We start from the raw sequence: 26,708 nt of genomic DNA, 5'->3' as shown, positions 1-26,708 counted from the left end.
GGGTTGATTATTTTTCAATACAATCATTTATATCCGTTACTTTAATTTTATATCCTACTACATTTGCTTTTAAGCCTGTTATCTTGTAGTGTAAATCATCAATTTTATTGGCCGTTTTTAAAACATTATCCACATAAAAATAATAGGGATATGTACCACTCAATATTTCAATATCAATTGTTCCATCTTCACCACCAAAACAAGTTGGCTGTGTTTGCCCCGTTATTTTAAATTCCATTTTTGGAGGATCTATATAAATAAATGGAGTTTGCGAAGATTGTAGTGAACCTGCAGGAGTACCGCTTAATCTGGCTTGATATTTTATTGTATAACTATTATTATTCTCTAGTATTCCTGGATTTATAAAAGAATATGTATACCAATTTGTTGCAATATCAAAGTTTAAAGAAGTTACAGGAGAAGGAAGTTGAAAAAGAGGGGTTGTTTTAGTTGGATCTTCATTTTTTAAATAAATAGGAAAAAGATCTTCATTTGGTTTTAATTTTCTATCAAAATAAACATCAATTTGTTGAACTTTATCCCCATTACATTTAGGAGCGATATAAAGTACTTGTTTTACAACAGGAGCACATGAAGAGTATTTGATGGCAATTGGTGTAGAAAAAGCTCTAGTTTGCGTATATCCTAATCTAAAATAGATTTGTTTATCAAGAAAGTTGGCATGGTTGGTGCCTAAAATATCCTGCATAGAAAAATTTACTGTATTTATGTTATTAGTTGTAACTCCATTTATGGTAGCTGGAACATCAACCCAAGTGATCATATTGTCTGAACTATATTGCCAATGATATGCTTCCGGAGGAAATTTATCAGGAAATGCGGCTAATCCAAGTTGAAAACCAGCACACACCTCTGTTGGATTGGCTACATCCAGATTTTTAATATTTACGTTAGGTATAAATTTATCAACAGAAACTCCTCCGTTGCAACCGTTCAATCCTAAATATGATCCTTTTATGAGGTTTACAGTGGTAACCTCTGAGCTATTATTATCACTACAGTCTTTTGTGGCTGCCCCAAGACGAACACAAGAATTATAAAGATATAATTTAAATGAACTATAGTTAGCCACACTTGCGTAGGTGGTGTAAGTAGTAGGTACATCCATACTATTTCCGCCATCACTAAATGAAGCTAGTGCAGTTGTATTACCATAAAAACTCCAGTCATATCCTGCTGCATGACATCCAGCGCCATTTGCTCTATATTTTAGAGTTATGCTATACGTTTGCCCAAAAAAGGCGCTAGTAAAAAGAGTAAAAAATAGTGTGTAAAGCTTTTTCATAAATTATTGATTATTATTTTTAAACGCAGCCATTTGTATCGGTTACTTTGATTTTATATCTTAAAGCGTTTACTTTCAGACTAGTTATTTTATAATGTAAATTATCCATTTTTGAAGCTGCTGTGAGAACATTATCCACATAAAAATTATAGGGAGATGCACCACTCAGGATTTCAACTTCACCACTAAAACAAGTTGGCTGCGTTTGCCCCGTTATTTTAAATTGCATTTTTGGAGGATCTATATATTCGAAAGGTTGTTGGGAAATTTGTAGTGAACCCATTGGTTGGCCGTTTAATCTTGACTGATATTTTACAGTGTAAAAATTGCCATTTTCCAATTTTCCTTTTAAATTAGGAAAGGAATATTTATACAAATTGGTAGCTGGATCTAAAGTAAAAGAGGTTACTAATGCTGTATTTTGAAAACGGGGAGTTGTTTTTGCAGGATCTGTATTTACTACATATATAATGCTTAAATCCTCACCATTTTTTAATTTTTCTTTAAAAAAGACTTCAATTTTTTCGATGTTATCACCATTACATTTGGGGGTTTCATAATTGATGTATTGTTCTACAGGAGCACATTCCAGATAAGTAATAGCGAATGGAGAAGAAAAAGGTCTGTTTTGAACATATCCAATTCTAAAATAAATTAGCTTATTAAAATAATATTCACGTAATGCACCTAACAATTGCTGTATAGAAAATATTGGGGCATGAGTATTATTTGCAATTGCTACAGGAAAATTTGTCCAAATATTATTATCAAGTGAATAATGCCAATGGTATGCTACACTAGGAAATGTTCCAATATCATTAGTAGAAAACGCATTAATATCACAATTAGAGTCATTATACCCAAACTGTACGACAACTATTAGATTTTCAATACTTTGCGACAAAATTGCATTAGTGTTGATAGTGTATCTGAATCCATTTTCCGATTGCCAAATACCTGTATAATTAGTCGCAATAGAAAAAGTGCTTCCTGCTTGGAATGTTTTAGTATAACCTGTTGTTATTTTATCATGCGGAATATATCCGCTTTTATTTTCAGAAGCAATTGTTATAGTATTGTTTCTTACAGACCATGAAACTGCTGTAGCGTCATATTCATTATATGTTGGGCCAGTAGGAACTCCCTCTTCTCTACATGTGTTGCATAAAAGTCCGTTAGTAATTTTAAAATTATAAGTCTGTCCGAAAAAATTCATCCATGACAAAAGAAAAAATAGAATGTAGTTTTTTTTCATAAATTAAAATTTAACCGTGTAAAATTCCATTTGAGATGTTCTTCCGTCTTTAAAAATGGCTCTTATGCCATATTTATAATTGGTATTTATGGCAATTGTTGGATCAGACAAACGTTTTGTTTCTCCAACGACAACCTGAATTAATTGCAAAGGATCTTTATCAGATGCTTTATAGATTTCAAAACTATCAACATTGTTATTTGGGTATTCCCAAGACAGGTCAATTGTATTTGTTGTTGTATTGGCCTGTGCAAAAAATCCTTTCACAGAAGGCATCACAGAATAATTGGGTACAAATAGGTGTATTTCAGGAGAAGGATTGGAAACTAACTTACTTTGATCTTTTGCAAAAATGGCATACGTATAGATATGTCCTTCTAGCGCCATTTTATCTTCAAATTTCTCTTCTTTATTTTTTGTTTCTAATATTAATTTCCATTCTGTCTTATCATCTTCTTTTCGATATAACTGATGTACAGCTACATCTTCACTCTGACTATTTGCCCATTCGAGGAAAACCGCACCGTCTTTTATTTCATAATTCATAAAAACGGGTGATCCAGGAGGAACGACATCTGGTTTTTTAAGAATTAAAGTTTCTGAAAAATCAGACATATTGTAGCGATAATCAACTGCAATAATTTTATAATAGACTTTTGGATTTAAGTTTTTAATTAGCACTTTATCTTCAAAAGTATTGGGTTCATTCGGGCTAATGGTTATTTGACTAAATTCTTCTTCTGCTATATTCCCTTTATAAATACGATACCCAAGGAGGTCTTTTTCTTTGTTAGGCGTCCATGTAAGTTTTACAACGCCCAAACTATCAATAACACCTTTTAGACCAATTGGTTTTGAGGGTGGAATAGAATCGACAGGTTGCACTAACATTGGAAAAGAGGTTCTGCTATTTCCGTTTTTACCAACTGCAGTTAGGGTAAAATAATTGGTTGCCGATAACTTATTGTACACCACATTACGAGACTTTGAAGAAATGTTTTTTAGTACTGTTTTATAATTGTCACCCTCTTCATCGGAACGGTTAAGTTCGAAACCAGAAATCTCATTATTGCCTTCTTCAGGAAACTCCCAAATTAAGTTTACAGTTGTATCATCTTTAAATTCTTTTACCGTAAGATGAGGTACATATTTTAGTATAGCTTTACTTTTTCCAGTAATGATGTCAGAATAAGGACTAAGCTCTCCAAAAGGAGAAATACCCTGAATTCTATAACTGTAAGAAGTATTATTAGCAATAGAATCTACATAAAAAATACGATTATTATTGGCATTTTGCTGATTTAAACTTGTATAAGGTTTCTCGGTAATCCTTTCAAATTTTACTTTGTCCGTAGAGCGTTCTATGTAATAACTTCCATAGGCATGGGCCAATATTTTAAAATTCCAACTCAATATGGTACTTTTATCTGTAAAATGAGCTGTAAAATCCATAGGCTTTGGCAGAGGTTCATACTCTTTCAAACCTACAAATATACCACCATAATCAATACTTAATTCTGTTTCTGGTACGCTAGAAGATATTCTGTAAGCATATTTTTCATTGCTTTTTGGCGTTTTATCTTCAAATCCTAAACCTGCTTTTTTAGCAATTTCAAAATCTTTATCGGCTGAATAGAGCGCAAAAGTAAATCGCTGTTCAGTTTCTTCAGAAAGGTTAATAATCGATTCTAAATTGTTTTTTCCTGTTACAGCAAACTCTTCTCCATAAATTGCTTGTGCAAGGATAGCTGCATTGTCATTGGTTTCAATGAGTTTTTCCCACTCTTCTAGAGGTGCTGGTTTTAAATTTTTTGATAAAACTATTTTTTCAGGGCTAGACAATGTTTTATTATCTCTTGTGACAGTGTATCTTTCTATTGAGTAACCATATTTATTTAATTTTTTCCAAGCGATTGGGCTAGTGACAGCCCAACGCAATAAAATTCTATCTTTTTGTACTCTTGCAATAACTTGTATTTCTGGCTTTTTATTTTCAGCAGCAATGGGTTCGGTTTTATCTTGAGAAAAACCATTACTAATGATTGTAAAAAAAAGTATAATTAAAAATTTGAATTTCATGCTTAATTTAATTTATTGAATGTAAAAACAGAACTCGAACCTAATTGTCCACCAGGAAGCGTATAGTTTAATTTAATAGTATAAGTTCCTTGTTTAATGTATGGAAATTTACCGTTTATGATATAATCGTATTTAGTAATCATTGCCTGATTGAGCGTATTCAAGTACTTGTTTACGACTTTATATCTTAAATTAACAAAATCTGTTTTGTAATAATAAGGTAGATTATAGCGATAAGGTAAATACTCTTTTAGCATAAAACTATTCGGATTATTAAGGATATAATCCTGATACCATGCCATTATTTCAACTCCTTTAATTGGTGGAATTCCTAATTTTACATCAACTCTGTCTAGAGTTAAATCTCTTTCTAGCGGATATCCAGCATATATTAAAGGATATATTTCGTTTTTATAATAATTGTCATCTAACACTGCTTCAACAGTTACTAAAGGCATATTTTGGCTTTTTAAATTTCCGATAATTTCAATTTCATCAAAAGGTTCTGTTGAGTTGTTCATAGATTGTAACGCGTGTACATCTGAGTAAATGATTTCTACCAAAGTTTGTTTTGGTTTCTTGGCAGCCATTTTTTCTTGAAATGTATTGTATTGGCTGGTATTAAATTTGTACTGCAATAATTCTATACCTTCACCAGTTGTTACGGTTGCATTCAATGTATTACTTTTCATTTCGATATTTGCACCATCACCCAGATCCTGAGATTCGTAATTTTGTGATAAATTAGAATTAGCATCGGTTTTTGTTTCCAAAGTCATCAAAGTAATATTATATGCTTTTGAGGTCTGTAAAGCTGGTAAATTAACACTAACTTTTCTCTCAGTATTATTATAAGTTATTAAACCAGTAGCAGTTTTGTCTCCTGTTTTATAAAACGCCTGTTGTGATTGACCAGGTTTTAATTCAAATAGATAAGGCTGCCCTTGTTTTAATACGATATACGCTTGTTTTGACTCGTTTTGATAAACATATTTTTGATCAAAAACGGGATAAGAGTAAGAAATGTTATTAACCGGAATATTATTTGGCGCTGTACCAGTCGCAAAATTTCTTATTTCTGTTTCCGTTGCAATTTCTCCATGGTCCATAACAGTTTTCCATGTGCCGTTTGCATATTCTTGAAAACTCACTTTTACAGTTAATGTCAAATCAGAATTTGGAGGTAGTATATCTGTGGAGTTAAAACTTAGTAAATCTTTTGTTTCATTCCATGAAATTTGTCCAGCAAGGGCTACGCCATCTTTTTTAATGGTATATTCTTCTAGTTTTAATTTATAAGTTTTGATGCCACTATCTTCTTCCAAAGTAAAATTTTTCTCGACAGGTACATTAAATCCAACTTGTGGCACTGAAAAAACATCAATATCTTTAGATCCTTCAGAAGGTGTTATATCTGCAATAGATTTTAATCCACCTAAAGGGGCGTCATTTACAAATTCACATTGTTTTCCAAATTCCAATTTAAATCTAAAACTTCCTTTTATAGCTCCTCCTAAGATATGAAAATATCCAGCCATATAACCCCGAATCCAGACTGGGTTTGGTAGTTTTGCCTGTAATAAAACCGCGCCTCCACCTTTTATAATCGATATTTTCTTTCTTACAAAAAACAATTTTATGTTAATTCCGAGTTCACCTTGTAAATAAGCATACGATTGACCATTGGCGTACCAGCCATTAATACCAATTTGTCCTGATCCTTTGCATTGTGCTTCGCCATAATCTTTTACCATAATATCAAATCCAAAACCAGCCTGAAAATTAGCATAAAACATTAAGAAACTTAAATTTCCTGTTTTTAAGCTAAAATCTGATCCAAAAGCAAAACCTCTACCAGATGCCACACTATTTTCATCTCGCATGTAATCAAGAGTTGCAACATCAACACCAAGTAATTGAGCAACAATATCAGGTGGAGGCGGACTTCCAGGAATATCATCTCCCATCATAAAATAACCACCAGCTTCAACTTCCAAAGATCCAATAGCTAATTTTATTCCTAATCGGTCAGTAGGTGTACCCGCGCGCACATACCATTTATCCGGTCCAAAATGTAAAACTGCCCATCCGGCTCTGTTTCCTGAGGCACGGCCCTGAATAAAACCACCAGGAGTAGCGATATACAAATCGAATGAACCGTGTAATGTTTTAGCTCTAAAGTCATATTCTATGGCTGCAAAAGCATTGATACCCATAGAAGCTTCCACATCATTAGGGTACAATTGTGCAGCTGCTTTTGATAAATTAGATGTTTTTAGAGCTTCTACGGCTATCTTACCCATTAGAGATTCATTTTCTGTTACCGTTTTTAAGGCTTCAGTTAATTCACTCGCACCAGGAATTTCAAAAGTCTGCATAACGTGACCTTCGCCATAAATACTAATTCTGTTAATCCCGCTTTTACTATTAAAGGCAATTTCAAAACCTGCACCACCCCAAAAAGCATCAGCAGTAGCGGTTCCGGCAAATTTAATCATGGCTTTAACACCAAGACCTGAATCGATATCAGGAACATAATTAGACCCTGAAGCAGCAAATCGGTTACTAAAACCATCTTTTTTCATTCGATAATAGGCACCTCCACCAAAACCTTTAAACGTAATGGCACCTGCTGGAATATTTAACCCATCAACCATGGCATCAACATACCAGTATCTAAAACCGATAGAGCCAAAAATTGCATTAGCTTCTACTTTTATTCCTCCTGTGAAGTCGCAACTTAACATTCCTTTAAAGCCTTTTCCATAAACGGGATCATTATCCATTATGGTAATGCTTCCTTTTAATTTCATTCCACCTAAATCTGCTCCAATCGAAATTTGCTCAAATTTAAGATGATCATACTTCCATTTCTGAATTCCTTCATCCTTGCCAAATTTTCCAACGACGTAAAATTTAGTTTGCCCATTAAATTGATTTTCCATCATATTAATAGCAAGATCTACCTTTAAACTGGCACTTTCATCAGTAGTAATTAAAGCAATTTCATTAATCGTTACTGGAAAATTACTAACACTTGCATCCTTACCCTGAATATTTTTATAGCCAAAATAATCAGCACTAATATAAGGAGACACCGTTTGTAAGGTTAAATTTTGAAATAAAATTCCTTTAAAATCAACAGTTTCTTTTGTTTCTGCATTTGTTCCTGATTGAGCTTCTGCAGCACTAACTGGTTTGTTACTGGCTTTTAAAGATAAAGTACCATATAAAACTGCTTTTGGTAAAAAGTTACCATCTTTTACCTTTAACTCAATATAGGAGTTTTTTTCTATAATGGCATCTGCTTTAAAGGCCTGAAAGCATATACCGTTTGTTACTTGCGCATTTAAAAGGTATTCACTGTTTACAGGATTTATTAATGCTTTATAAGCCAGTTCTGATCTTGCACCTCCATTACATTTTGCTGATTTTTCTGAAAGAGGTAAAAGAATGTCTCCTCCAAAACTGGCTGCAGTCAATGAATTTGCAACTAAAGTTATACTGATAGTATCAAGTGAGATTTGCCATCCCGATGCATTTCCTTCGTCTATACCTATTAAGTTATTTCCCGAAAAAGTCCCAGAAACACCCATACGATCTATTAATAAATTTGTAGCTTCAAAACGAATTCTTTCTTTACTGTCTTTTTTCTTAAACTCTTCAGGTAAAACTATTTTTAGCGATTGTACATAAAGGCCACGCCATAGGTTTTCATTTCCGGGGACTAAATATTTTTCAGCATAATTAGGAGGCCAGACTACACTTTTAGAGTTTCGTAAATCACTAAAATCGATCACCGCTGTATTCAACTCAAAACAAAAGCCTTTTTTAGATGTTAATTGAAATTTTGGTAATGATATTTCAATTAAAATGTCATTCCAGTTAGAAACGACGGTTTTAAAAGTTCCTTTAACAAATGCGGGGGAGGCTATAGCAAGATAGTTATCGTCTACGGGTTCAATTATAGACCTAGAAAACTTGACATCAGCTGTAATACCTAATTCTTTAAATCCATTGCAATCTATGGTTACATATGTTTTATTTTGAATTTCACCACTTTCCATATCCATTCCTCCTTTGAGAACCAATAAAGCTTTATCCCCAAAAAGTTTCATAGGAAAATTACCCAGCAATACTAAATTGGTATCTCCAACTAATCCTCCCTTATGTGAAAGTTTAATATTATTGGCACCAAAAAAAAGCTGTTTCTGATTTCCTAGAGAATCTATTTGTGGAAGTATAATTCTAACAAATGCAGTTAACTCCGTATATTCAGGAGTGAATTTTGCATTACTTATACCTAACATATATTGAATTCCTCCGATGGTCTTCTTTATGCCTAATGGCAACATTGACAAGCTTTTTGGCCCTAATAAGTCTGTTAAATTCTGATTTTTATCAATTTCTAAACAAGTTGCCATAGCCTTATTCAGATCTTCATTAGTCACATCAGAAATCGGGTAATTCTTTTTAATGAAACTATCAGTAAACTCACTTGCTATTAAAGTTGAAGGAATATTTGAATAGCTATTATTCTTTAATTTTCTAATTTCAGGAAAGTGTTGTGTTTTTTTATAATCACCAACTGTGTCTTTCAAAGGGTTTGAAAAACAATTTATACTGATGATAAAAAAAACTAAACTTATTAAAAAAGGTATTGATTTGGTAATTTTTGTTTTCACTTTACTATTTCTTTGCTATATTTAATTTTAACAACTGATAGGTAATTTATAAACAAATTTGTAAATAAATTAACAATTGACAAATATATAATTTATTATTAATAAAAATGCTTTGTAGGTTAAAATGTATAAATAAATTGTTAAATAAAACTGAAATTATTTAACAAATAAAGCTTTGAAAATATTAAACTATATACAAAATTTGATAGAAAACTGGAGTGTATTTAATGATATCAAATTGTGAATTCAACATAAACGCTAATGTAAAAATAGCAGAATTATTGACGTTAATAGACTACAATCTATCGTTTTATTTGCTTTAGTTAGATAAAATAAAAAAGCCTTCTCAATTTTACAATAGAGAAGGCTTCGATTTATGGTATCACTTATTTACAAAATATAATCCGTAGTGATAAAGTTAGATTCGTCACTGTTTAATAATGCTTGTAAAATTTCGTTGTTATAATCATTATCTTTTGAAGCAACAAAAGTTCTAATAGAGAACGAACGCAAGGCATCATGAATACTCAAAGTCCCAACAGCCGAGTCTTTACGACCTGTGAACGGATAAATATCTGGACCTCTTTGACAAGAACTATTTAAATTCACACGACAAACTAAGTTCACCAATGTATCAATTAGCGGTGCCAATGTTTTAATGTCTTTCCCAAACAAACTTACTTGTTGGCCATAATTAGATTCGGCCATATCATTTAAAGGTTCTTGGATATCATCAAAAGTTAAAATAGGCACAACAGGTCCAAATTGCTCCTCGTGATAAATACGCATCTCCTTGTTTACTGGATACAATACCGCTGGGAAAATATAATTAGGGTGGTGATGTCCTCCTTTTTCATTAATCACTTTAGCGCCTTTGCTAGTAGCATCATCAATTAATTCTTGAATATAAGCTGGTTTTTCTTTTTCAGGAAGTGGTGTTAATGAAACGCCTTTTTCCCATGGGTTTCCAAATTTCAATTCATCCACTTTAGCAGCAAATCTTTTGTTGAATTCTACTGCAATATTTTCATGGACATACAATACTTTTAAAGCAGTACAACGTTGTCCATTAAAAGACAAAGTTCCTGAAATACACTCTTGTATTGCCAAGTCTAAATCTGCATCTGGAAGTATGATCGCAGGGTTTTTGGCTTCAAGCCCTAAAATTAAACGCAATCTGTTTTTATTAGGATGTTGGTCTTGCAATGCAATAGCTGATTTACTGTTACCAATTAAAGCAAGAACAGTAACTTTTCCTGATGCCATAATAGGCGACGCAACTTCACGACCTCTTCCGTAAACTACATTAATAACCCCAGCTGGAAAACTATTTCTAAATGCTTCTAACAATGGGGATATTACAAGAACACCATGTTTTGCAGGTTTAAAAACCACTGTATTCCCCATAATTAAAGCTGGAATCAATAAAGCAAATGTTTCATTTAATGGGTAATTGTAAGGCCCTAGGCATAGCACAACACCTAACGGACCACGACGTACCATAGCGTTTACACCTTGACTTTTAGTAAATTTAGCGTTATCACGGTCTAATTTTTTATAATCTTCAATAGTATCGTAAATATATTCTACGGTTCTATCAAATTCTTTTTGAGAATCTGGTAATGACTTTCCTATTTCCCACATCAAGTATTTTACTACTTCATCACGGGTAGCTTCCATTTGAACTACAAAACGAGTCATGCATTTAATACGATCTTTTACGCGCATGGTAGGCCATAAACCTTGTCCGTTATTGTAGGCTTTATCGGCAGCATCAACGGCTTCTAAACCTTCTTTTTCTCCCATATAAGGAATAGAACCTAATATGGTAGGTAAATACTCTTCGGTAGATGAAATGGTAGAAAAAACGGGGGAGGTTTGCCCTTCCCAGTTTACTAATGTTCCATTTAATAAATAAGTATCTTGATTTAGTAAATCTTTAATTTGATATTCTTCTGGTATCGAATTCATAATGTGGTTTTTTAGTTATAGTAATAAAAAAAAGAGGCAGGAGCCTCTCTTTACGTTTTAGGGTGCAACAACGTCTCCGTTCCAAGCTAAGATCCCACCTGATAAGTTATAAGCGTTTTCAATTCCTAACTCATTCATAACCTCACAAGCTTTTCCGCTTCTAGCTCCAGAGCGACAGTATACATAGTAGTTTTTATCTTTATCTAAAGCTTCTATTTGGTCAACAAAAGCCTGTCCTTGATGAATGTCTATATTTATAGCATTTTCAATAATTCCGTCGTTGAATTCATCTTCAGTACGTACATCTAATATTACTGCATTTTTATCAGCTTCAAGCTGTGCTACCCAATCTTCCTGTGTTAAATTCATAATGATCTTTTTTGTAAAAATACAATGTTTTTTGCTAACTAAAAACTAACAAATTGTGAATTAAATAATAATATCGAGAAAACGATTTCGTGACTAATTAATAACCAGCTAATTATAGATTATACTAATAATCTTTAAATAAAAGTCTACTAAATCGATAGGTAAATTATAAAAAACGCAACGCTAATTAAAAGAACGTAAAGCAATTAACTTACTAAATTCTTTGCTAGTGATCTCTTATTTTTACCGTACTTTTACATTACTACATGGAAATTTTAATCCAAAAAAATAAAAATGCAAGAGACACTTAAAAAAATATTTCCCAATTTTTCAACTGATTTACTGTTGGAAATTGAAAATCATGCCATCATACAATCCTTTGAAGCTGGAGATGTTATTATGCGAACCGGCCAATACATCAACTACACCTTATTAGTTACAAAAGGACAATTAAAAATTTACCGCGAGGGAGAAAATGGAGGCGAATTTTTTATGTATTACCTACATCCAGGACAAGCTTGTGCAGTGTCGATGATATGCGCAACCAAAAGTCAAACTAGCCAGATTATGGCAAAGGCAATTGATAATGTCGAAATTATTATGTTGCCCCTATCGTTAATGGAAAAATGGATGATGGAACACCGCAGCTGGTATGAATTTGTTATTCTTACTTATCGAACTCGTTTTGAAGAAGTATTAGAAGTTCTCGATAATGTAGCTTTTAGAGCAATGGATGAACGATTAGAATTTTATTTAAAACGCAATAGCGATGCTTGTGGATGCAAAGATTTAAAACTTTCGCACCAGGATATAGCCACCGAATTGAATACGTCAAGAGAAGTCATTTCTCGATTATTAAAAAAGATGGAGCAGCGTGGTTTAGTACAGTTACATAGAAATCATATCGCACTATTAAAATAAAAAAAAGCCTCTATGTGATAAATGTTACTGTACAAGCACTTTTATCAATCAACCTTTGCAATAAAATTTAATAGATGGAAATTCTTGGTTACTTTGCTTCAATAATTATTGGTCTTTCCTTAGGACTAATAGGTGGTGGCGGTTCTATTCTTGCTGTACCTATTTTAGTATACCTTTTTCATGTACATCCTGAAAAGGCAACAAGTTATTCGTTATTTATTGTAGGATTCACCTCTATGATAGGCTCTTACAATCATTATAGATTAGGGAATTTAAAAATCAAGTCGGCATTAGTATTTGCTATTCCTTCTATTGTATCGCTTTTATTTGTTCGAAAAATGGTGTTTCATTTAATCCCTGACTCATTATTTTACATTCAATCTTTTGAGGTGACAAAGAATTTATTAATCATGGTTGTTTTTGCTTTTTTGATGATTGCAACATCAATCTCTATGATTAAAAACAATAAAAATCTAAAAGAAGGCGTCGTTACTAATTATAAAATGTTGGCTACAGTGGGTTTTCTAGTAGGTTTAATAATTGGTTTTTTAGGCGCTGGTGGCGGTTTTTTAATTATTCCTGCTTTGTTATTTTTTGCTGACTTACCTATGAAACAAGCCGTAGGGACCTCATTATTTATTATATTCATTAATTCTCTTATTGGTTTTGGAGGGGATGTTTTAGGAGGTGTTGTATTAGATTATAAATTACTTCTTATCATATCATTAATGGCTGTTATTGGTTTATTTATTGGAACACAATTATCTAAAAAAATTGATGGTGCAAAATTAAAACCTGCATTTGGTTGGTTCGTTTTGGTCATGGGAATCTATATCATCACTAAAGAGATTTTCTTCAAATAAACTAAAGTTATCCCCTATAAATTTTAAAAATTGAATTATTAAACAAGTAGAACAACCACTTATCAAACTGATTACCAAGCTTAAACCCTATTTATCCCTAGTGATTTTAATGAATTTGTTATAAGTGAAACCTATTAAATAATAGCTTATAAATTCAGTTAAGCAGCCTTAAAGTGTTCTATACTATATAACAAAAACCTTGTCCTTATTAAAAATAGTATCCATTGATTAAATCATTTTGAATCATATTATTCTTTTACAATAAAGTTTTCAAGGCTATTTGAGAACAATAAAACTTTAATATTGCCTTTTTTTTATGAATTCTATTCTAAATATTATTCTACTTTTTTATTTAATTATGTCAAAATATTGACATTAAAAAGAGTTGTTTTCGAGCAAAAAATATTAAAATCCTTTTCTATATCAAAGCCTATCATTAATTAAATAGCCTCCTCACTCTTACTTGAGCGTACTGTTATACAAAAAATCCCTTGTAAATACATTTTATTACAAGGGAGTTTTTTATTTATTTATAATCGAAAGTGACTAATGCTCGCCATAACCTACATCATCCATTTTTCCGCTAAATACTTTGTACTGAATAATGAAATAGGTAATTACTAACGCAAGTGCAATTACAAACCAATAGATTCCTACCGAAAGTCCATATTCTCCTGCCGCAGTATTGTAGATAGTCAAAGAAGGATTCACCGAATTTGTAGACGGCAAAACATTAGGAAAAATAGAAGCTGCAGTAGAGGTAAAACCGCCAAGTAAAAACAAACTTGAGAATAAAAATCCTGCTCCATCATGTTGAAACGATCTTACTTTAAACAATCCAAAAATACCCACAAAACACATAACAGGAAATACCCACAATAAAGGATTATCTAGAAAGTTGTGAAAAGGCTGAGGCTCTATTTTATGCCAAATCATCAATGAAATAATTACTAACGCTAGTAGCACAAAGTTAAGTTTAAAAACGACTTGTCTTAACTTCGGATTCATGTCTGAATTGGTTTTATAAATAATCCAATTTGCGCCGTGAATCATTAGGGCTACAACACTAACCACACCTAAAAACAAGGTAAACCAATCTATAATCCCTAGTTGATCAGCCTGCGGACTGAAGCTAGGATTCCACAAAGGCAAAAAGAAAAAGTGCGCTTCTTGCGTCGAAACCCCATTAGTGACCATCCCTAAATTAACCCCACGAACCACGTTTCCTAAGGCAACTCCAAAGAATAAGGCTAGTAATAAACTCGCGATACCAAAAGCTTTATCCCATACCGCTTCCCACATAGGATGGTGAATTTGCCCGCGTAATTCTAAACCAACTGCCCTAAAAATAAGCAGCCACAATATCATCATCAAAGGCAAGTAAAATCCGCTAAACGAAGAGGCATAAAGCGTAGGAAAAGCAAAAAACAAAACACCTCCTGCAGCAATTAACCAAACTTCATTAGCATCCCAAAACGGACCTATAGCATTTGTAATTGCTTTTTTATCTTTTTCAGTCTTAGCAAAAAACAGATGAATTATACCCGCACCAAAATCGTAGCCGTCCAGAATTACATAGACCGCTAAAATCCCCATTAAAACAACATACCAAAAGAATTCCATAATCTTTATTTTTTTACAGTTTCTGGACCATTTTTAATAATCTTACCCACTAAGAGTAAAAACAACAAACCTAACAACATATATAGTCCCACGAAGCCTAATAAGGTAAATAATGTATTACCCGAAGAAACTGTAGGCGATGCTCCTGCCGATGTGCGTAGTAAATTGTAAACCAACCAAGGTTGTCTCCCTAACTCTGAGGTATACCAGCCTGTGGTATTTGCGATATAAGGAAACGGCATCATAAAGAACAATGCCCACAAAATCCACTTGGTTTCAAAAAGTTTTTTTCTAAATAATTGAAGTACCGCCAAGGACATTAACCCTATAAAAAGCGTTCCTAAACCTACCATAATGTGATAAGCATAATAAAGTCCCGAAATATTGGTAGGATGGATACTTTCGTCAAACTGATCTAGTCCTTTCACTGTAGTGTCCCAACTGCCATAAGTCAAAAAGCTTAAAACATTAGGCACTGCAATTTTATTGTCAAGTTTTTTATCCTTCACATCAGGTTGCCCTATTAGTACAATCTCCGCCCCTTTTTCCTCTGTATGAAAAATTCCTTCCATAGCGGCAAAAGTGACTGGCTGGTATTTCACCACATTTTTTGCCAATAAATCGCCTGTAGGAACCGCTACAATTAAGCTCGAAATCAATCCAAATACCACTCCCGTTTTTAGGAATAACTTTCCGTAGGATACATTTCGTTTACTTAAGATGTACAAAGCGCCAATCCCTGCAACTACAAACGAACTCGTTACTAATGAAGCCGCTTGATTGTGTAAATAAGAAGGCCACAACCACGGATTTGCAAATAAAGCACCAAAGTTATTTAATACAAACTTTCCGTTTGCTAGAATTTCGTACCCCACGGGATTTTGCATCCAGGAATGTGTGGCAATAATTAAAAAACCACTTGCCCAAGACCCTATAAATATGAGCAATCCGGTGACAAAATGCCATTTATGCCCTATGATTTTTTCTCCAAAGAGAAACATTCCTAAAAAGGAAGATTCCAGAAAAAAGGAGAACATGCCTTCCATGGCTAATGTTTGTCCAATAATCCCTCCTGTTAACTCCGAGAATTTAGCCCAATTAGTTCCAAACTGAAACTCCATTGGAATTCCAGTAACCACACCCATAGCAAAATTCAATGCAAATATTTTCATCCAAAAATGGGTGGCCTTATTATAAGTTATATCGTCTGTTCTAAGAAACTTCCATTTAAAATAGACAATTATTAAAGACAAACCCATTGTCAATTGCGGAAAGAGATAGTGAAAAGTAATCGTAAATGCGAACTGCATTCTGTCGTAAAAAAGCATTTCTTCCATACTGTTGTAATTTTTTGTAAAGCTACCCGTAAATTTAACCAATTAAAGTAATCTATGTCACATAAAATCATTTTAAAATCCTGATAAATGTCATAACTTGTTATACAAATAGGTAATAGCTTTGTTTTTAGATATTTCGGTACTTAAGTGTCATTTATGTAACTTTAGTCACTGTGAAATATAAATACAAGAATTACCTTTGTATAAGAAATTAAAAAAATATTACGATGAAAATTGAACAAATATATACAGGATGTTTAGCGCAAGGAGCTTATTATATCACTTCTAATGGGGAGGCTGCAATCATTGATCCGCTTCGCGAAGTGCAACCTTATTTAGATCGACTTGAAAGAGACAATGTTAAATTAAAATATATTTTTGAAACTCATTTTCATGCTGACTTTGTTTCTGGACATGTTGATTTGAGTAAAGAAACTGGTGCTCCTATAGTTTATGGACCTACCGCAAAACCAGAGTTTGAAGCTATTATTGCTACAGACGGACAAGAATTTACCATAGGAAATATCAAGATAAAAGCTTTACACACTCCAGGGCATACTATGGAGAGTACTACCTATTTATTAATTGATGAAAATGGTAAAGAGTATGCTATTTTTTCTGGAGACACTTTATTTATAGGCGATGTAGGAAGGCCTGATCTAGCTCAAAAAGCGGCTGATATGACGCAAGAACAACTGGCTGCTACATTGTATCATTCTCTTAGAGACAAGATAATGACACTTCCTGATGACGTAATTGTATATCCTGCGCATGGTGCTGGAAGTGCTTGCGGTAAAAACATGAGTAAGGAAACTGTAGGAACTATAGGCAACCAAAAAGAAACCAATTATGCTTTAAGAGCAAATATGACGGAAGCTGAATTTATTAAAGAAGTGACAGATGGTTTATTGCCTCCTCCTGCTTATTTTGGGATGAATGTTGCCATGAATAAAAAAGGCTACGAAAGCTTTGAAACAGTTTTAAATAACGGAATGAGAGCTATTACTGTTGCTGATTTTGAAGCAGTTGCAGAGGACACTGGTGCTCTTATATTAGACACACGTAAAAATGGCGTTTTTGCCAATGGATTTATTCCGCAATCTATAAATATAGGTATTGATGGTGATTTTGCTCCTTGGGTAGGTGCTTTGATTGCCGATGTAAAACAACCTATTATTCTAGTTACCGAGAATGGTCAAGAAGAAGAATCGGTTACTCGTTTAAGCCGTGTAGGTTTTGATAATTTAATCGGACATTTAGAAGGCGGATTTGAGGCTTGGGCCAAAGCAGGAAAAGAAACTGATACCGTAAATAGAATCACAGCCGAAGCATTTTCTAAAGAGGTTAAAATTGGCGAAAGCAAAGTAATTGATGTTCGAAAAGAAACAGAATATGCCGCAGAACATGTGGATGAAGCCTTTAGCAAACCTTTGTCAAATATTAATGATTGGGTAAAAGATATTGATCCTAAAAAACCGTTCTTTTTACATTGTGCAGGTGGTTACCGTAGTATGATTGCTGCTTCTATTTTACAAGCTAGAGGTTTTAGAAACTTTAAAGAAGTTGAAGGTGGTTTTAATGCTATTGCAAAAACGACTGTACCTAAAACTAATTTTGTTTGTCAAAGCAAAGTTTTAAAATAATAAATTAACGTCAATTTAATACTACTGTTTTAGTACGCTAAAAAAAAGTCCCTATCTTTATCTTAATGATCTGTAGGACTACATTTTTATCTTTTTCCTAGCAGTAGTATTGTTTGATATTATAAGTAGAAAATAAAGCACCATATGAATAACAAACAATGTTGTACAGAATCAAGTGACAAAGTATTAGATCAAAACTATTGGGACGGTCAATACAAAGCAAATACCACCGGTTGGGATCTAGGAGTTATTTCGCCTCCTTTGAAGGCTTATATTGATGCCATCGAGGATAAAAATAGAGCTATTTTAATTCCTGGATGCGGCAATACTTATGAGGCAGCTTATTTACTTGAGATGGGCTTTACAAATATCACGGTAATTGATATAGCGCCCACATTAATAAGAATCCTGCAACAAAAATTTGCTACAAACAATAATATTCAAATTGTTTTAGGTGATTTTTTTAAACATCAGGGTAGTTACGATCTAATCATTGAGCAAACATTTTTTTGCGCATTACCTCCTACCATGCGTCAAGAGTATGTTGCTAAAATGCACGATCTACTCGCTAAAAACGGAAAGTTAGCAGGAGTATTATTCAATAGAACTTTTACTGCGGGACCTCCTTTTGGCGGAAGCCAAGAAGAATATAAATTGCTTTTCAAAGATGCCTTTGAGGTTTTGACTATGGATGTATCCAAAAATTCAATTACTCCACGAGCAAATACAGAGCTTTTTATAGAATTAAAGAAAATGGATGCCACAAATGTTAACTTATATAAATTGGAAGGAATCATTACAAATGATAGCACTAGTGCCGTTGTGTCAAAATTAGAAAAACTAGAGAGCGTTTTAAATGTGAGTATAAATACTGATTATACAATACTTTTATTAGTAAGTACAAATGAGTTTCCGTTATCAGATTTACAAGAAGTGCTTTCTTACGATAATAACTTAAAAATAAATAAAATATAAATGAAGCAAATTCTCTTTACAAATTGGCATGCCATGCGCTGGATTCGTTTAGCGATTGGCTTATTTTTAATCCAACAAGCTTTTCAATACCGCCAACCATTATTTGGTTTTATGGCAGCTTTCTTCTTATTTCAAGCAGTATTTAACTCGGGTTGTGGATTAAATGGTTGCAATGTACCAACATATAAAAAAAATAAAAATGAGTAGTTTTCACGATATTATAAATTCAGACAAACCTGTATTAGTAGATTTTTTTGCTACTTGGTGTGGACCTTGTAAAATGCTTGCTCCTGTTTTAAAAGAAGTAAAAGACAACTTAGAAGAACGCATTTCGATAATAAAAATTGATGTGGATAAAAACCAGCAACTTGCGTCGCAATATCAAGTTCGTGGCGTACCTACAATGATTTTATTCCAAAACGGAAAACAATTGTGGAGACAATCTGGTGTTTTACAAAAAAAAGATATCATCAATGTTATTTTAGAAAAGAGTAATCAATAACAATCAAGCACTATTAAATTCCGTATTTAAAATTCTTATTGTTGCCTTAGTGGTTGTGCTTACTATTATTAAGTAGGTTGTGCTTTTATAACTTGTGCGATAATATATAAATCATTAACAGCCATCTAATATGGAAGTCTAATGAGCTGATTGATTTTTAAAATGTTTGTTCCAAAAGAAAAAAAGTAAATCAAATTACTTTTTTTTACAATTGAATTAACCAAATGGTTAAACTAAATAGTTAGCAAAATGACTACTGAAGAAAAAATATTTAATGCCGCGCAAATCGTGTTTCAAAAAAAAGGTTTTTCGGGTGCTAGGATGCAAGAAATTGCAGACCAAGCTGGAATAAACAAAGCCATGCTACATTATTGTTTTAAAAATAAACAGCTACTATTTGAAGCCGTTTTTAAAAACGCATTTAGCCAACTAGCACCACAGATAAACGAAATATTCAATTCAGAGGCAACAGTATTTGAAAAAATAAAGAAATTCACTCAAAACTACATTTCGTTTGTGATTAAGAATCCATTTTTACCTGCATTTGTAATTCAAGAAATGAATAATAATCCCGAATTTGTAGCTAATTTTCTTAAAAATAAAAATGCTCCTGACTCTTCAAATTTTATTTTGCAAATAGAAAACGAAATGACGGCAGGAATTATCAAAAGAGGCAATCCAAAACAGCTTTTATTGGACATCCTCTCAATGACTATTTTTCCTTTTGCAGCTCAAATGCTCGTTAAAGGCATTATAAAACTATCTGACAATGAATTTAATGCTATGATGGAAGAACGTAAAATTACTGTTTCAGAACAAATTATTAACGCTATAAAAAAATGAAAAAAATAATTATTCTAGTACTTATTATAGTTCCTTTTTTTACTACAGCACAACAACATCTGTCTTTAGAAGACTGTTATGCTTTGGTAAATAAGAACTATCCTATTGCAAAGCAAAGTAAATTATTACAAGAAAAATCAGCTTTAGACATTGCAACTATCAACCTTGGAAAACTTCCTAAATTTGACTTAAATGCGCAAGTAACCTATCAATCTGATGTGACACAATTACCTATAAAAATTCCAAACTTAACGGTTGACCCTGCTAATAAAGACCAATATAAAGCAACTTTTGATGTCAATCAAATACTTTATAACGGCGGATTAATCAATGCAAACGCCGAAATGAAAGAGATACAAACAAAAACACAACAGCAACAAGTTCAAGTGAATTTGTATCAATTGAAATCAAAGATTAACCAGCTCTATTTTTCTATTTTACTATCGCAAGAAAAAATGGAAATTCTCAAAGCCAAACAACAACAGTTAGTTTCTAAAGTAAATGAAGTAAAAACAGCAGTGAAATATGGTGCCATTCTAGCTGCTTCTGAAAAAATTTTAGAAGCTGAAAGTCTAAAAATAAAACAGCAGCTTACAGAAATTACTTATGATAAAAAGAGGTTTATAGCAAATTTAGCTTCATTAACCTTTTCAACAATACCGGACAATGTGATTTTAATTAAACCAATTTTTGAAAAAAATTTTACTACCATTAACGGCCGCCCAGAATTACAGCTATTTGATCTACAAAACCAACAAATTGAACATTCTAAAACTATCATTACAAAGAAAAAAGTGCCTAAAATAAATGCATTTGGACAAGCAGGATATGGAAATCCAGGTTTGAATATGTTGGACAATTCTTTTCAAACATTTTATATGTTGGGTGTAAAAGCTAATTGGAATGTATTTGATTGGAACAAATCCAAAAAAGAAAAAGAAGCTTTGACTATTTCGGAGGCAATTATTGTTACCGAAAAAGAAACCTTTCTTGTCAACACTAACTTACAATTACAAGAAATGGAAAACGAAATAAACAAACTTGATGAAATTACGAGTACTGATTCTGAAATTATTGCTTTACGCCAATACGTAGTAAAATCAGCTGATTCACAATTAAAAAATGGGGTGATTACGGCATCTGATTATTTAATCGAGTTGACAAATTTGTATCAAGCGAAATTGAATCAAAAAATACATGAAATACAATTAGATTTAGCTAATGCTAATTATTTAATTATAAACGGAAATTAATTATAGCCTCAGGTAAATTCGTAATTCTTAGTAATTAAGTGACGAATAATAAATTAAACAAACATGAAAAAACACATACTAATTTTACTTACTATAAGTTTTATTTCTTGCAATAAAAATGATGAAAAGGCAGATGGCTACGGAAATTTTGAAGCTACGGAAACTACAATTTCAGCAGAAGCAAATGGAAAAATAATCTTTTTAAACCTTGAAGAAGGCGATATTCTTGAAGCCGAGAAACAAGTAGGTTTAATTGATACCATGCAATTGAATTTTAATAAACAACAACTGATTGCTTCTAAAAATACTGTTTACTCAAAATCTACAAATGTAATATCACAAATTACTGTTTTACAAGAGCAATTAAAAACAACATTGATTGAGAGAAACCGCATTCAGAATATGTTTGCAGAAGATGCGGCTACTAAACGTCAATTAGATGAAATTAACGGTAAAGTAAATGTCCTCAATGAACAAATAAAAAGCGTAAAAACACAAGACGCTCCTATTGTAAATGAGGCCAAATCTATCGCTATTCAAATAGATAAAATAGACGATCAAATTGAGAAGAGTAAAATTACGAACCCTATAAAAGGTACCGTTTTAGCCAAATACGCTGAAGCTAATGAGATCACTTCTTTTGGAAAACCACTGTACAAAATTGCAGATATTTTAGAAATGACATTGCGAGTGTATATTAGCGAAACCCAATTAGCACACATACAAACAAATCAAAAAGTAACTGTCAAAATAGATGCTGATCAAGATATGAAATCATATACAGGAATAATTTCATGGATTTCTTCATCGGCTGAGTTTACACCAAAAACGATTCAAACAAAAGAGGAGCGCGTGAATCTAGTATATGCTGTGAAAGTAAAAGTAAAAAATGATGGTAGTTTAAAAATAGGAATGCCCGCTGAAATGTGGATTCAGAGTTTGAACAAATAAAGCTGATCCTTAAATTTAATTATGAGTATTAAAGTCCAAAACATATCAAAATCTTACAACAAAATTCTCGCTATTGACGAGATCACTTTTGATGTAAATCAGGGAGAATTATTTGGATTAATAGGTCCTGATGGTGCTGGTAAAACAACGCTTTTTAGGATTCTTACCACTTTACTTTTAGCTAATGAAGGTACGGCGACCGTAGCTGGATTTGACGTGGTTAAAGACTACAAATCTATTAGAAATTCTGTAGGATACATGCCTGGTAAATTCTCACTTTATCAAGATTTAACGGTCGAAGAAAATTTAAAGTTTTTTGCCACAATTTTTGGGACTACAATTGCAGAGAATTATGAATTGATAGAGGATATTTACATCCAGATCGAACCTTTTAAAAACCGCAGAGCTGGGGCACTTTCAGGCGGAATGAAACAAAAATTAGCATTGTGTTGTGCATTGATTCATAAACCATCTGTATTATTCTTAGACGAACCCACTACAGGTGTTGACCCTGTTTCAAGAAAAGAATTTTGGCAAATGCTCAAGCGCTTGCAGCAAAAAGGAATAACTATCTTAGTTTCTACGCCATACATGGATGAAGCTACTTTATGTGACCGAATTGCCTTGATCCAAAAAGGGAAAATTTTAAAAATCGATGCTCCTGAAAACATCATTAAGAATTATGATAAAACGATCTATGATATTCGGGCTAAAAATACCCATCAATTAATTGTCGATTTAAAGAAATATCCAAGTCAGTATAGTGTTTATGCCTTTGGAGAATATCTTCATTATATTGATAAAAGCACTGATTTTAATCCTGACGAATTACAAATTTATCTAGAATCACAAAATCATCTGGAAATAGAAATCAAGGTTGCAAAAAATACAATTGAAGATGTTTTTATGGATTTAACCGCTGTAAATCAATAATCATGACGCAGGAAAAAATTATAGAAGTAAAAAATCTCAGCAAGGTATTTGGTGATTTTAAGGCCGTAAACAACATCACTTTTGAGGTGTATAAGGGGGAGATTTTTGGTTTTCTTGGCGCAAATGGTGCTGGAAAAACTACGGCTATGAAAATGCTCATTGGGATTTCTAAACCTAGTTCAGGTGAGGCAATTGTTGCTGGCTTTAATGTAAAAACCAATACTGAAATGGTCAAGAAAAGCATAGGTTATATGAGTCAGAAATTTTCTATGTATGACGATTTAACAATTAGAGAAAACATTACTTTTTTTGGTGGAATTTACGGTTTATCCAAAGCAAAGATTAAAGAAAAAACGAAACAACTGGTACAAGAGTTACAACTCGAAGAAATGATAGACAAACTAGTTAGGGATTTGCCATTAGGTTGGAGACAAAAACTATCCTTTTCAGTTGCTTTACTGCACGAACCAAAAATTGTATTTCTAGACGAGCCTACCGGCGGCGTCGATCCTATTACTCGAAGACAGTTTTGGGAACTGATTTATGAACAGGCAAACAAAGGAACAACACTATTTATTACCACGCATTACATGGACGAAGCCGAATATTGTGACCGAGTTTCTATCATGGTTGAAGGACAAATTGAAGCACTCGATACCCCAAAAAATTTAAAAGAGAAATACAAAGTAGCTTCTATGAATGACGTTTTTTTAAAACTGGCTCGAAATATAGAATAGTAGGAATTAGAGAGGTTTAAAAGGGAATCTGTTAAAAAACTCCTTTGCTAACTTTACATTTAAATAAAGCATAATGAAAAGATTTATCGGTTTTGTTACTAAGGAATTCTATCACATTTTTCGTGATAAACGTACTATGTTTATCTTATTTGGGATGCCTATTGCACAAATAATGCTTTTTGGGTTTGCCATTACTAACGAAATCAATAATGTAAATATTGCTATTTTAGACCATTCAAAAGATTCAGAAACTCAAAAAATAATCAGTAAAATCAATGCATCTAAATATTTTAATTTAGAGCAAGAAATTACTAATGAGAACCAAATAGAGGCAATTTTCAAAAAAGGGAAAGTAAAAGCTGTTTTGGTTTTCGAGAACGACTTTATAAAAAATTTACAAACACAAAAACAGGCTAAAGTCCAAATAATCACTGATGCTACTGATCCTAATATAGCCAATACAATCACTAATTATACAAATGCTATTTTACAAAATCACATCCAAGAAGTCAATACCTTAAACAAACCAACTTACCAGATTCAAACACAAACCCAGCTGTATTACAACCCTGAACTTAAAAGTGTATTTACCTTTGTACCAGGAGTAATGACAGTGATTTTAATGTTGGTTTCTGCAATGATGACCTCCATATCCATCACTAGAGAAAAAGAGTTAGGAACCATGGAAGTGCTTTTAGTATCGCCTATGAAACCCTATCAAGTTATTATTGGTAAAGTATTTCCATATATTTTTTTATCCATCATTAACGCTGTTGTAATCTTACTATTAGGCTTTTTTGTTTTTAAAATGCCGTTTCAAGGCGACCTATTTTTACTGGCATTCGTTACTGTATTATTCATCATTACTGCCTTATCATTAGGGATTTTAATTTCAACAATATCCAGTTCGCAACAAATGGCCATGATGATTTCATTAATGGGGCTTATGCTGCCTGTAATCATCCTCTCAGGATTTATATTTCCTATTTCGAGTATGCCCCTACCCTTACAAATTATCAGTAATATCATCCCTGCTAAATGGTTTATCATAATTATAAAAGCCATTATGCTTAAAGGAGCAACGTTCTCTATAATTTGGAAAGAAATCCTTATTCTCATAGCAATGTCCGTACTTTTTATAGGCTTGAGTATTAAAAATTACAAAATAAGATTAGAGTAATTTAAACCCAATTAATTTTGGTTTTAGGAGCTTTATCCTGCTGTACGTTACAATCTTTTGCCTCGTTAAGAAACGAGACAAAAGGATTTCCACTTCCATCAGGGCTATACAAACAAGAACTATCTATGAAAACAATAGCATTCATCATCCAGAAGGAATTCAAACAAATATTTAGAAATAAAGGCATGTTACCTATACTATTTGTATTGCCATTAATACAATTATTAATCCTATCTAATGCTGCTAGTTTTGAAGTAAAAAATATCAAGTTTTGTTACATTGACAGCGATCATTCCGCTGTTTCTAGAGAATTAGTAGGTAGTTTTGAAGCTTCCAATTACTTCAATGTAGTTGAAAATTTTTCTTCACATAAAGAAGCTACAGCTGCCATGCAAAAAGGGAATATAGATGTACTTCTTGAAATTCCAAACCATTTTGAACGCGACTTATTAATCAATAAAAAAACAAATCTCTCCGTTAATATTAATGCCATTGACGGCGCTGCTGCAGGAGTAGCTAATGTTTATATCACACAATTAATTAGCAATTTCAATAAAAACATACAAACGCAAGGAATGCAATTTAATGATGGAATAGTAGTACAGCCACAAAGCATTGTTAGTATCCCGTCTTTCTGGTACAACAACACTTTAAATTACAAAACGTATATGGTGCCGGGAATTTTAGTATTACTGGTAACTATGCTAACGCTTTTTCTATCAGCTATGAATATTGTACGCGAGAAAGAGATGGGAACACTCGAGCAAATTAATGTCACTCCCATCAAGAAATACCAGTTTATTATTGGTAAGTTATTTCCGTTTTGGGTATTGGGATTGTTTATTTTAACGGTGGGTCTTATTATTTCTAAAGCCGTTTTCAACATTCCTATGCTAGGGAATTTAGGACTAATTTATTTGTTTACTTCTGTATATTTGTTGGTTATATTGGGAATAGGTTTATTTATTTCTAACCACACCGAAACCCAACAACAAGCGATGTTCATTGCTTGGTTTTTTACGGTTATTTTCATCTTAATGAGCGGATTGTTCACTCCTATAGAAAGCATGCCTAACTGGGCACAAAAGATCACGTTGTTTAACCCTATTCGTTATTTTGTAGAAATTATTAGAATGGTTTTACTCAAAGGAGCCAATTTCTCAGATATATCAAGACAATTTTTTATAATATTGGGTTATGCATTTGTGCTAAATGCTTTTGCAGTTTGGAGTTATAAAAAAACGAACTAGAACAGTTTGACTTTGGCGAAAGCCTAAATATA

Annotated in this window: 21 protein-coding genes; 13 read left to right on the top strand and 8 right to left on the bottom strand. The window is 32.7% G+C overall.

Annotation, left to right across the window (positions count from 1 at the left end; all coding sequences use genetic code 11):
• Positions 1–7: 7 nt before the first annotated feature.
• The 6 genes from ACVEGE_RS14045 to ACVEGE_RS14020 all read right to left on the bottom strand — a co-directional run bounded on the left by ACVEGE_RS14045 (position 8) and on the right by ACVEGE_RS14020 (position 11,665).
• On the bottom strand, positions 8–1,306 hold the full coding sequence (locus tag ACVEGE_RS14045) for a hypothetical protein (protein ID WP_192500483.1): 1,299 nt from the start codon (positions 1,304–1,306) through the stop codon (positions 8–10).
• A gap of 19 nt (positions 1,307–1,325) precedes the next feature.
• Positions 1,326–2,561 carry a hypothetical protein gene (locus tag ACVEGE_RS14040; protein ID WP_192500484.1) on the bottom strand — a complete coding sequence of 412 codons (1,236 nt, stop codon included), beginning with the start codon at positions 2,559–2,561 and terminating at the stop codon, positions 1,326–1,328.
• 3 nt (positions 2,562–2,564) lie between these two features.
• Positions 2,565–4,640, bottom strand: a complete 2,076-nt coding sequence (locus ACVEGE_RS14035) for a fibronectin type III domain-containing protein (RefSeq protein ID WP_192500485.1) — start codon at positions 4,638–4,640, stop codon at positions 2,565–2,567.
• A 2-nt stretch (positions 4,641–4,642) separates the two neighbouring features.
• On the bottom strand, positions 4,643–9,241 hold the full coding sequence (locus tag ACVEGE_RS14030; RefSeq protein ID WP_192500486.1) for a hypothetical protein: 4,599 nt from the start codon (positions 9,239–9,241) through the stop codon (positions 4,643–4,645).
• Positions 9,242–9,715: 474 nt separating this feature from the next.
• Positions 9,716–11,296, bottom strand: a complete 1,581-nt coding sequence (locus tag ACVEGE_RS14025; protein WP_192500487.1) for an NADP-dependent glyceraldehyde-3-phosphate dehydrogenase — start codon at positions 11,294–11,296, stop codon at positions 9,716–9,718.
• A gap of 57 nt (positions 11,297–11,353) precedes the next feature.
• Entirely contained in the window at positions 11,354–11,665 is a 312-nt protein-coding gene (locus tag ACVEGE_RS14020; RefSeq protein WP_173853907.1) for a rhodanese-like domain-containing protein, read from the bottom strand.
• Between the two features lie 294 nt (positions 11,666–11,959).
• On the opposite strand from ACVEGE_RS14020, the gene ACVEGE_RS14015 reads away from it, so the two are divergent.
• Positions 11,960–12,586 (top strand): Crp/Fnr family transcriptional regulator, encoded by a 627-nt coding sequence (locus ACVEGE_RS14015; RefSeq protein ID WP_173855807.1) that lies wholly within the window; start codon positions 11,960–11,962, stop codon positions 12,584–12,586.
• A gap of 74 nt (positions 12,587–12,660) precedes the next feature.
• The gene (locus ACVEGE_RS14010; RefSeq protein WP_173853909.1) at positions 12,661–13,449 is read left to right on the top strand and encodes a sulfite exporter TauE/SafE family protein; all 789 of its coding nucleotides are present in this window, start codon (positions 12,661–12,663) and stop codon (positions 13,447–13,449) included.
• A 546-nt stretch (positions 13,450–13,995) separates the two neighbouring features.
• On the opposite strand, the gene cydB is transcribed toward ACVEGE_RS14010, so the two are convergent.
• Together cydB and ACVEGE_RS14000 are read right to left on the bottom strand one after the other, a co-directional pair.
• The gene (gene cydB, locus ACVEGE_RS14005; RefSeq protein ID WP_192500488.1) at positions 13,996–15,072 is read right to left on the bottom strand and encodes a cytochrome d ubiquinol oxidase subunit II; all 1,077 of its coding nucleotides are present in this window, start codon (positions 15,070–15,072) and stop codon (positions 13,996–13,998) included.
• Between the two features lie 5 nt (positions 15,073–15,077).
• Positions 15,078–16,409 (bottom strand): cytochrome ubiquinol oxidase subunit I, encoded by a 1,332-nt coding sequence (locus ACVEGE_RS14000; RefSeq protein ID WP_173853911.1) that lies wholly within the window; start codon positions 16,407–16,409, stop codon positions 15,078–15,080.
• Positions 16,410–16,636: 227 nt separating this feature from the next.
• Here ACVEGE_RS14000 and ACVEGE_RS13995 point away from each other — a divergent pair, with 227 nt between their 5' ends.
• The 11 genes from ACVEGE_RS13995 to ACVEGE_RS13945 all read left to right on the top strand — a co-directional run bounded on the left by ACVEGE_RS13995 (position 16,637) and on the right by ACVEGE_RS13945 (position 26,676).
• Positions 16,637–18,052, top strand: coding sequence for an MBL fold metallo-hydrolase (locus ACVEGE_RS13995; protein WP_192500489.1), 1,416 nt, complete (start codon positions 16,637–16,639; stop codon positions 18,050–18,052).
• Between the two features lie 144 nt (positions 18,053–18,196).
• Positions 18,197–19,027, top strand: a complete 831-nt coding sequence (locus tag ACVEGE_RS13990) for a methyltransferase domain-containing protein (RefSeq protein ID WP_192500490.1) — start codon at positions 18,197–18,199, stop codon at positions 19,025–19,027.
• The gene (locus ACVEGE_RS13985) at positions 19,028–19,234 is read left to right on the top strand and encodes a hypothetical protein (RefSeq protein WP_173853914.1); all 207 of its coding nucleotides are present in this window, start codon (positions 19,028–19,030) and stop codon (positions 19,232–19,234) included.
• Complete coding sequence (trxA, locus tag ACVEGE_RS13980) at positions 19,227–19,529, top strand: thioredoxin (RefSeq protein WP_173853915.1); 303 nt, start codon at positions 19,227–19,229, stop codon at positions 19,527–19,529. Before ACVEGE_RS13985 ends, trxA begins: the two co-directional genes overlap by 8 nt.
• A gap of 249 nt (positions 19,530–19,778) precedes the next feature.
• Positions 19,779–20,372: a TetR/AcrR family transcriptional regulator gene (locus ACVEGE_RS13975; RefSeq protein WP_192500491.1), complete on the top strand. Its 594-nt coding sequence runs from the start codon at positions 19,779–19,781 to the stop codon at positions 20,370–20,372.
• Positions 20,369–21,625: a TolC family protein gene (locus tag ACVEGE_RS13970; protein WP_192500492.1), complete on the top strand. Its 1,257-nt coding sequence runs from the start codon at positions 20,369–20,371 to the stop codon at positions 21,623–21,625. The genes ACVEGE_RS13975 and ACVEGE_RS13970 overlap by 4 nt, the downstream gene beginning before the upstream one ends.
• A 63-nt stretch (positions 21,626–21,688) precedes the next feature.
• On the top strand, positions 21,689–22,576 hold the full coding sequence (locus ACVEGE_RS13965; RefSeq protein ID WP_192500493.1) for an HlyD family secretion protein: 888 nt from the start codon (positions 21,689–21,691) through the stop codon (positions 22,574–22,576).
• Between the two features lie 21 nt (positions 22,577–22,597).
• Complete coding sequence (locus tag ACVEGE_RS13960; RefSeq protein ID WP_192500494.1) at positions 22,598–23,509, top strand: ABC transporter ATP-binding protein; 912 nt, start codon at positions 22,598–22,600, stop codon at positions 23,507–23,509.
• A 2-nt stretch (positions 23,510–23,511) separates the two neighbouring features.
• A complete protein-coding gene (locus ACVEGE_RS13955; RefSeq protein WP_192500495.1) occupies positions 23,512–24,246 on the top strand; it encodes an ABC transporter ATP-binding protein in 735 nt (244 codons plus the stop codon).
• A 73-nt stretch (positions 24,247–24,319) separates the two neighbouring features.
• On the top strand, positions 24,320–25,426 hold the full coding sequence (locus ACVEGE_RS13950; RefSeq protein ID WP_192500496.1) for an ABC transporter permease: 1,107 nt from the start codon (positions 24,320–24,322) through the stop codon (positions 25,424–25,426).
• Between the two features lie 125 nt (positions 25,427–25,551).
• Positions 25,552–26,676 (top strand): ABC transporter permease, encoded by a 1,125-nt coding sequence (locus ACVEGE_RS13945; protein ID WP_192500497.1) that lies wholly within the window; start codon positions 25,552–25,554, stop codon positions 26,674–26,676.
• Positions 26,677–26,708 lie beyond the last annotated feature (32 nt).

This window comes from Flavobacterium sp. PL002 (assembly GCF_054165825.1).
This window is presented reverse-complemented; position numbering and strand designations above follow the sequence as displayed.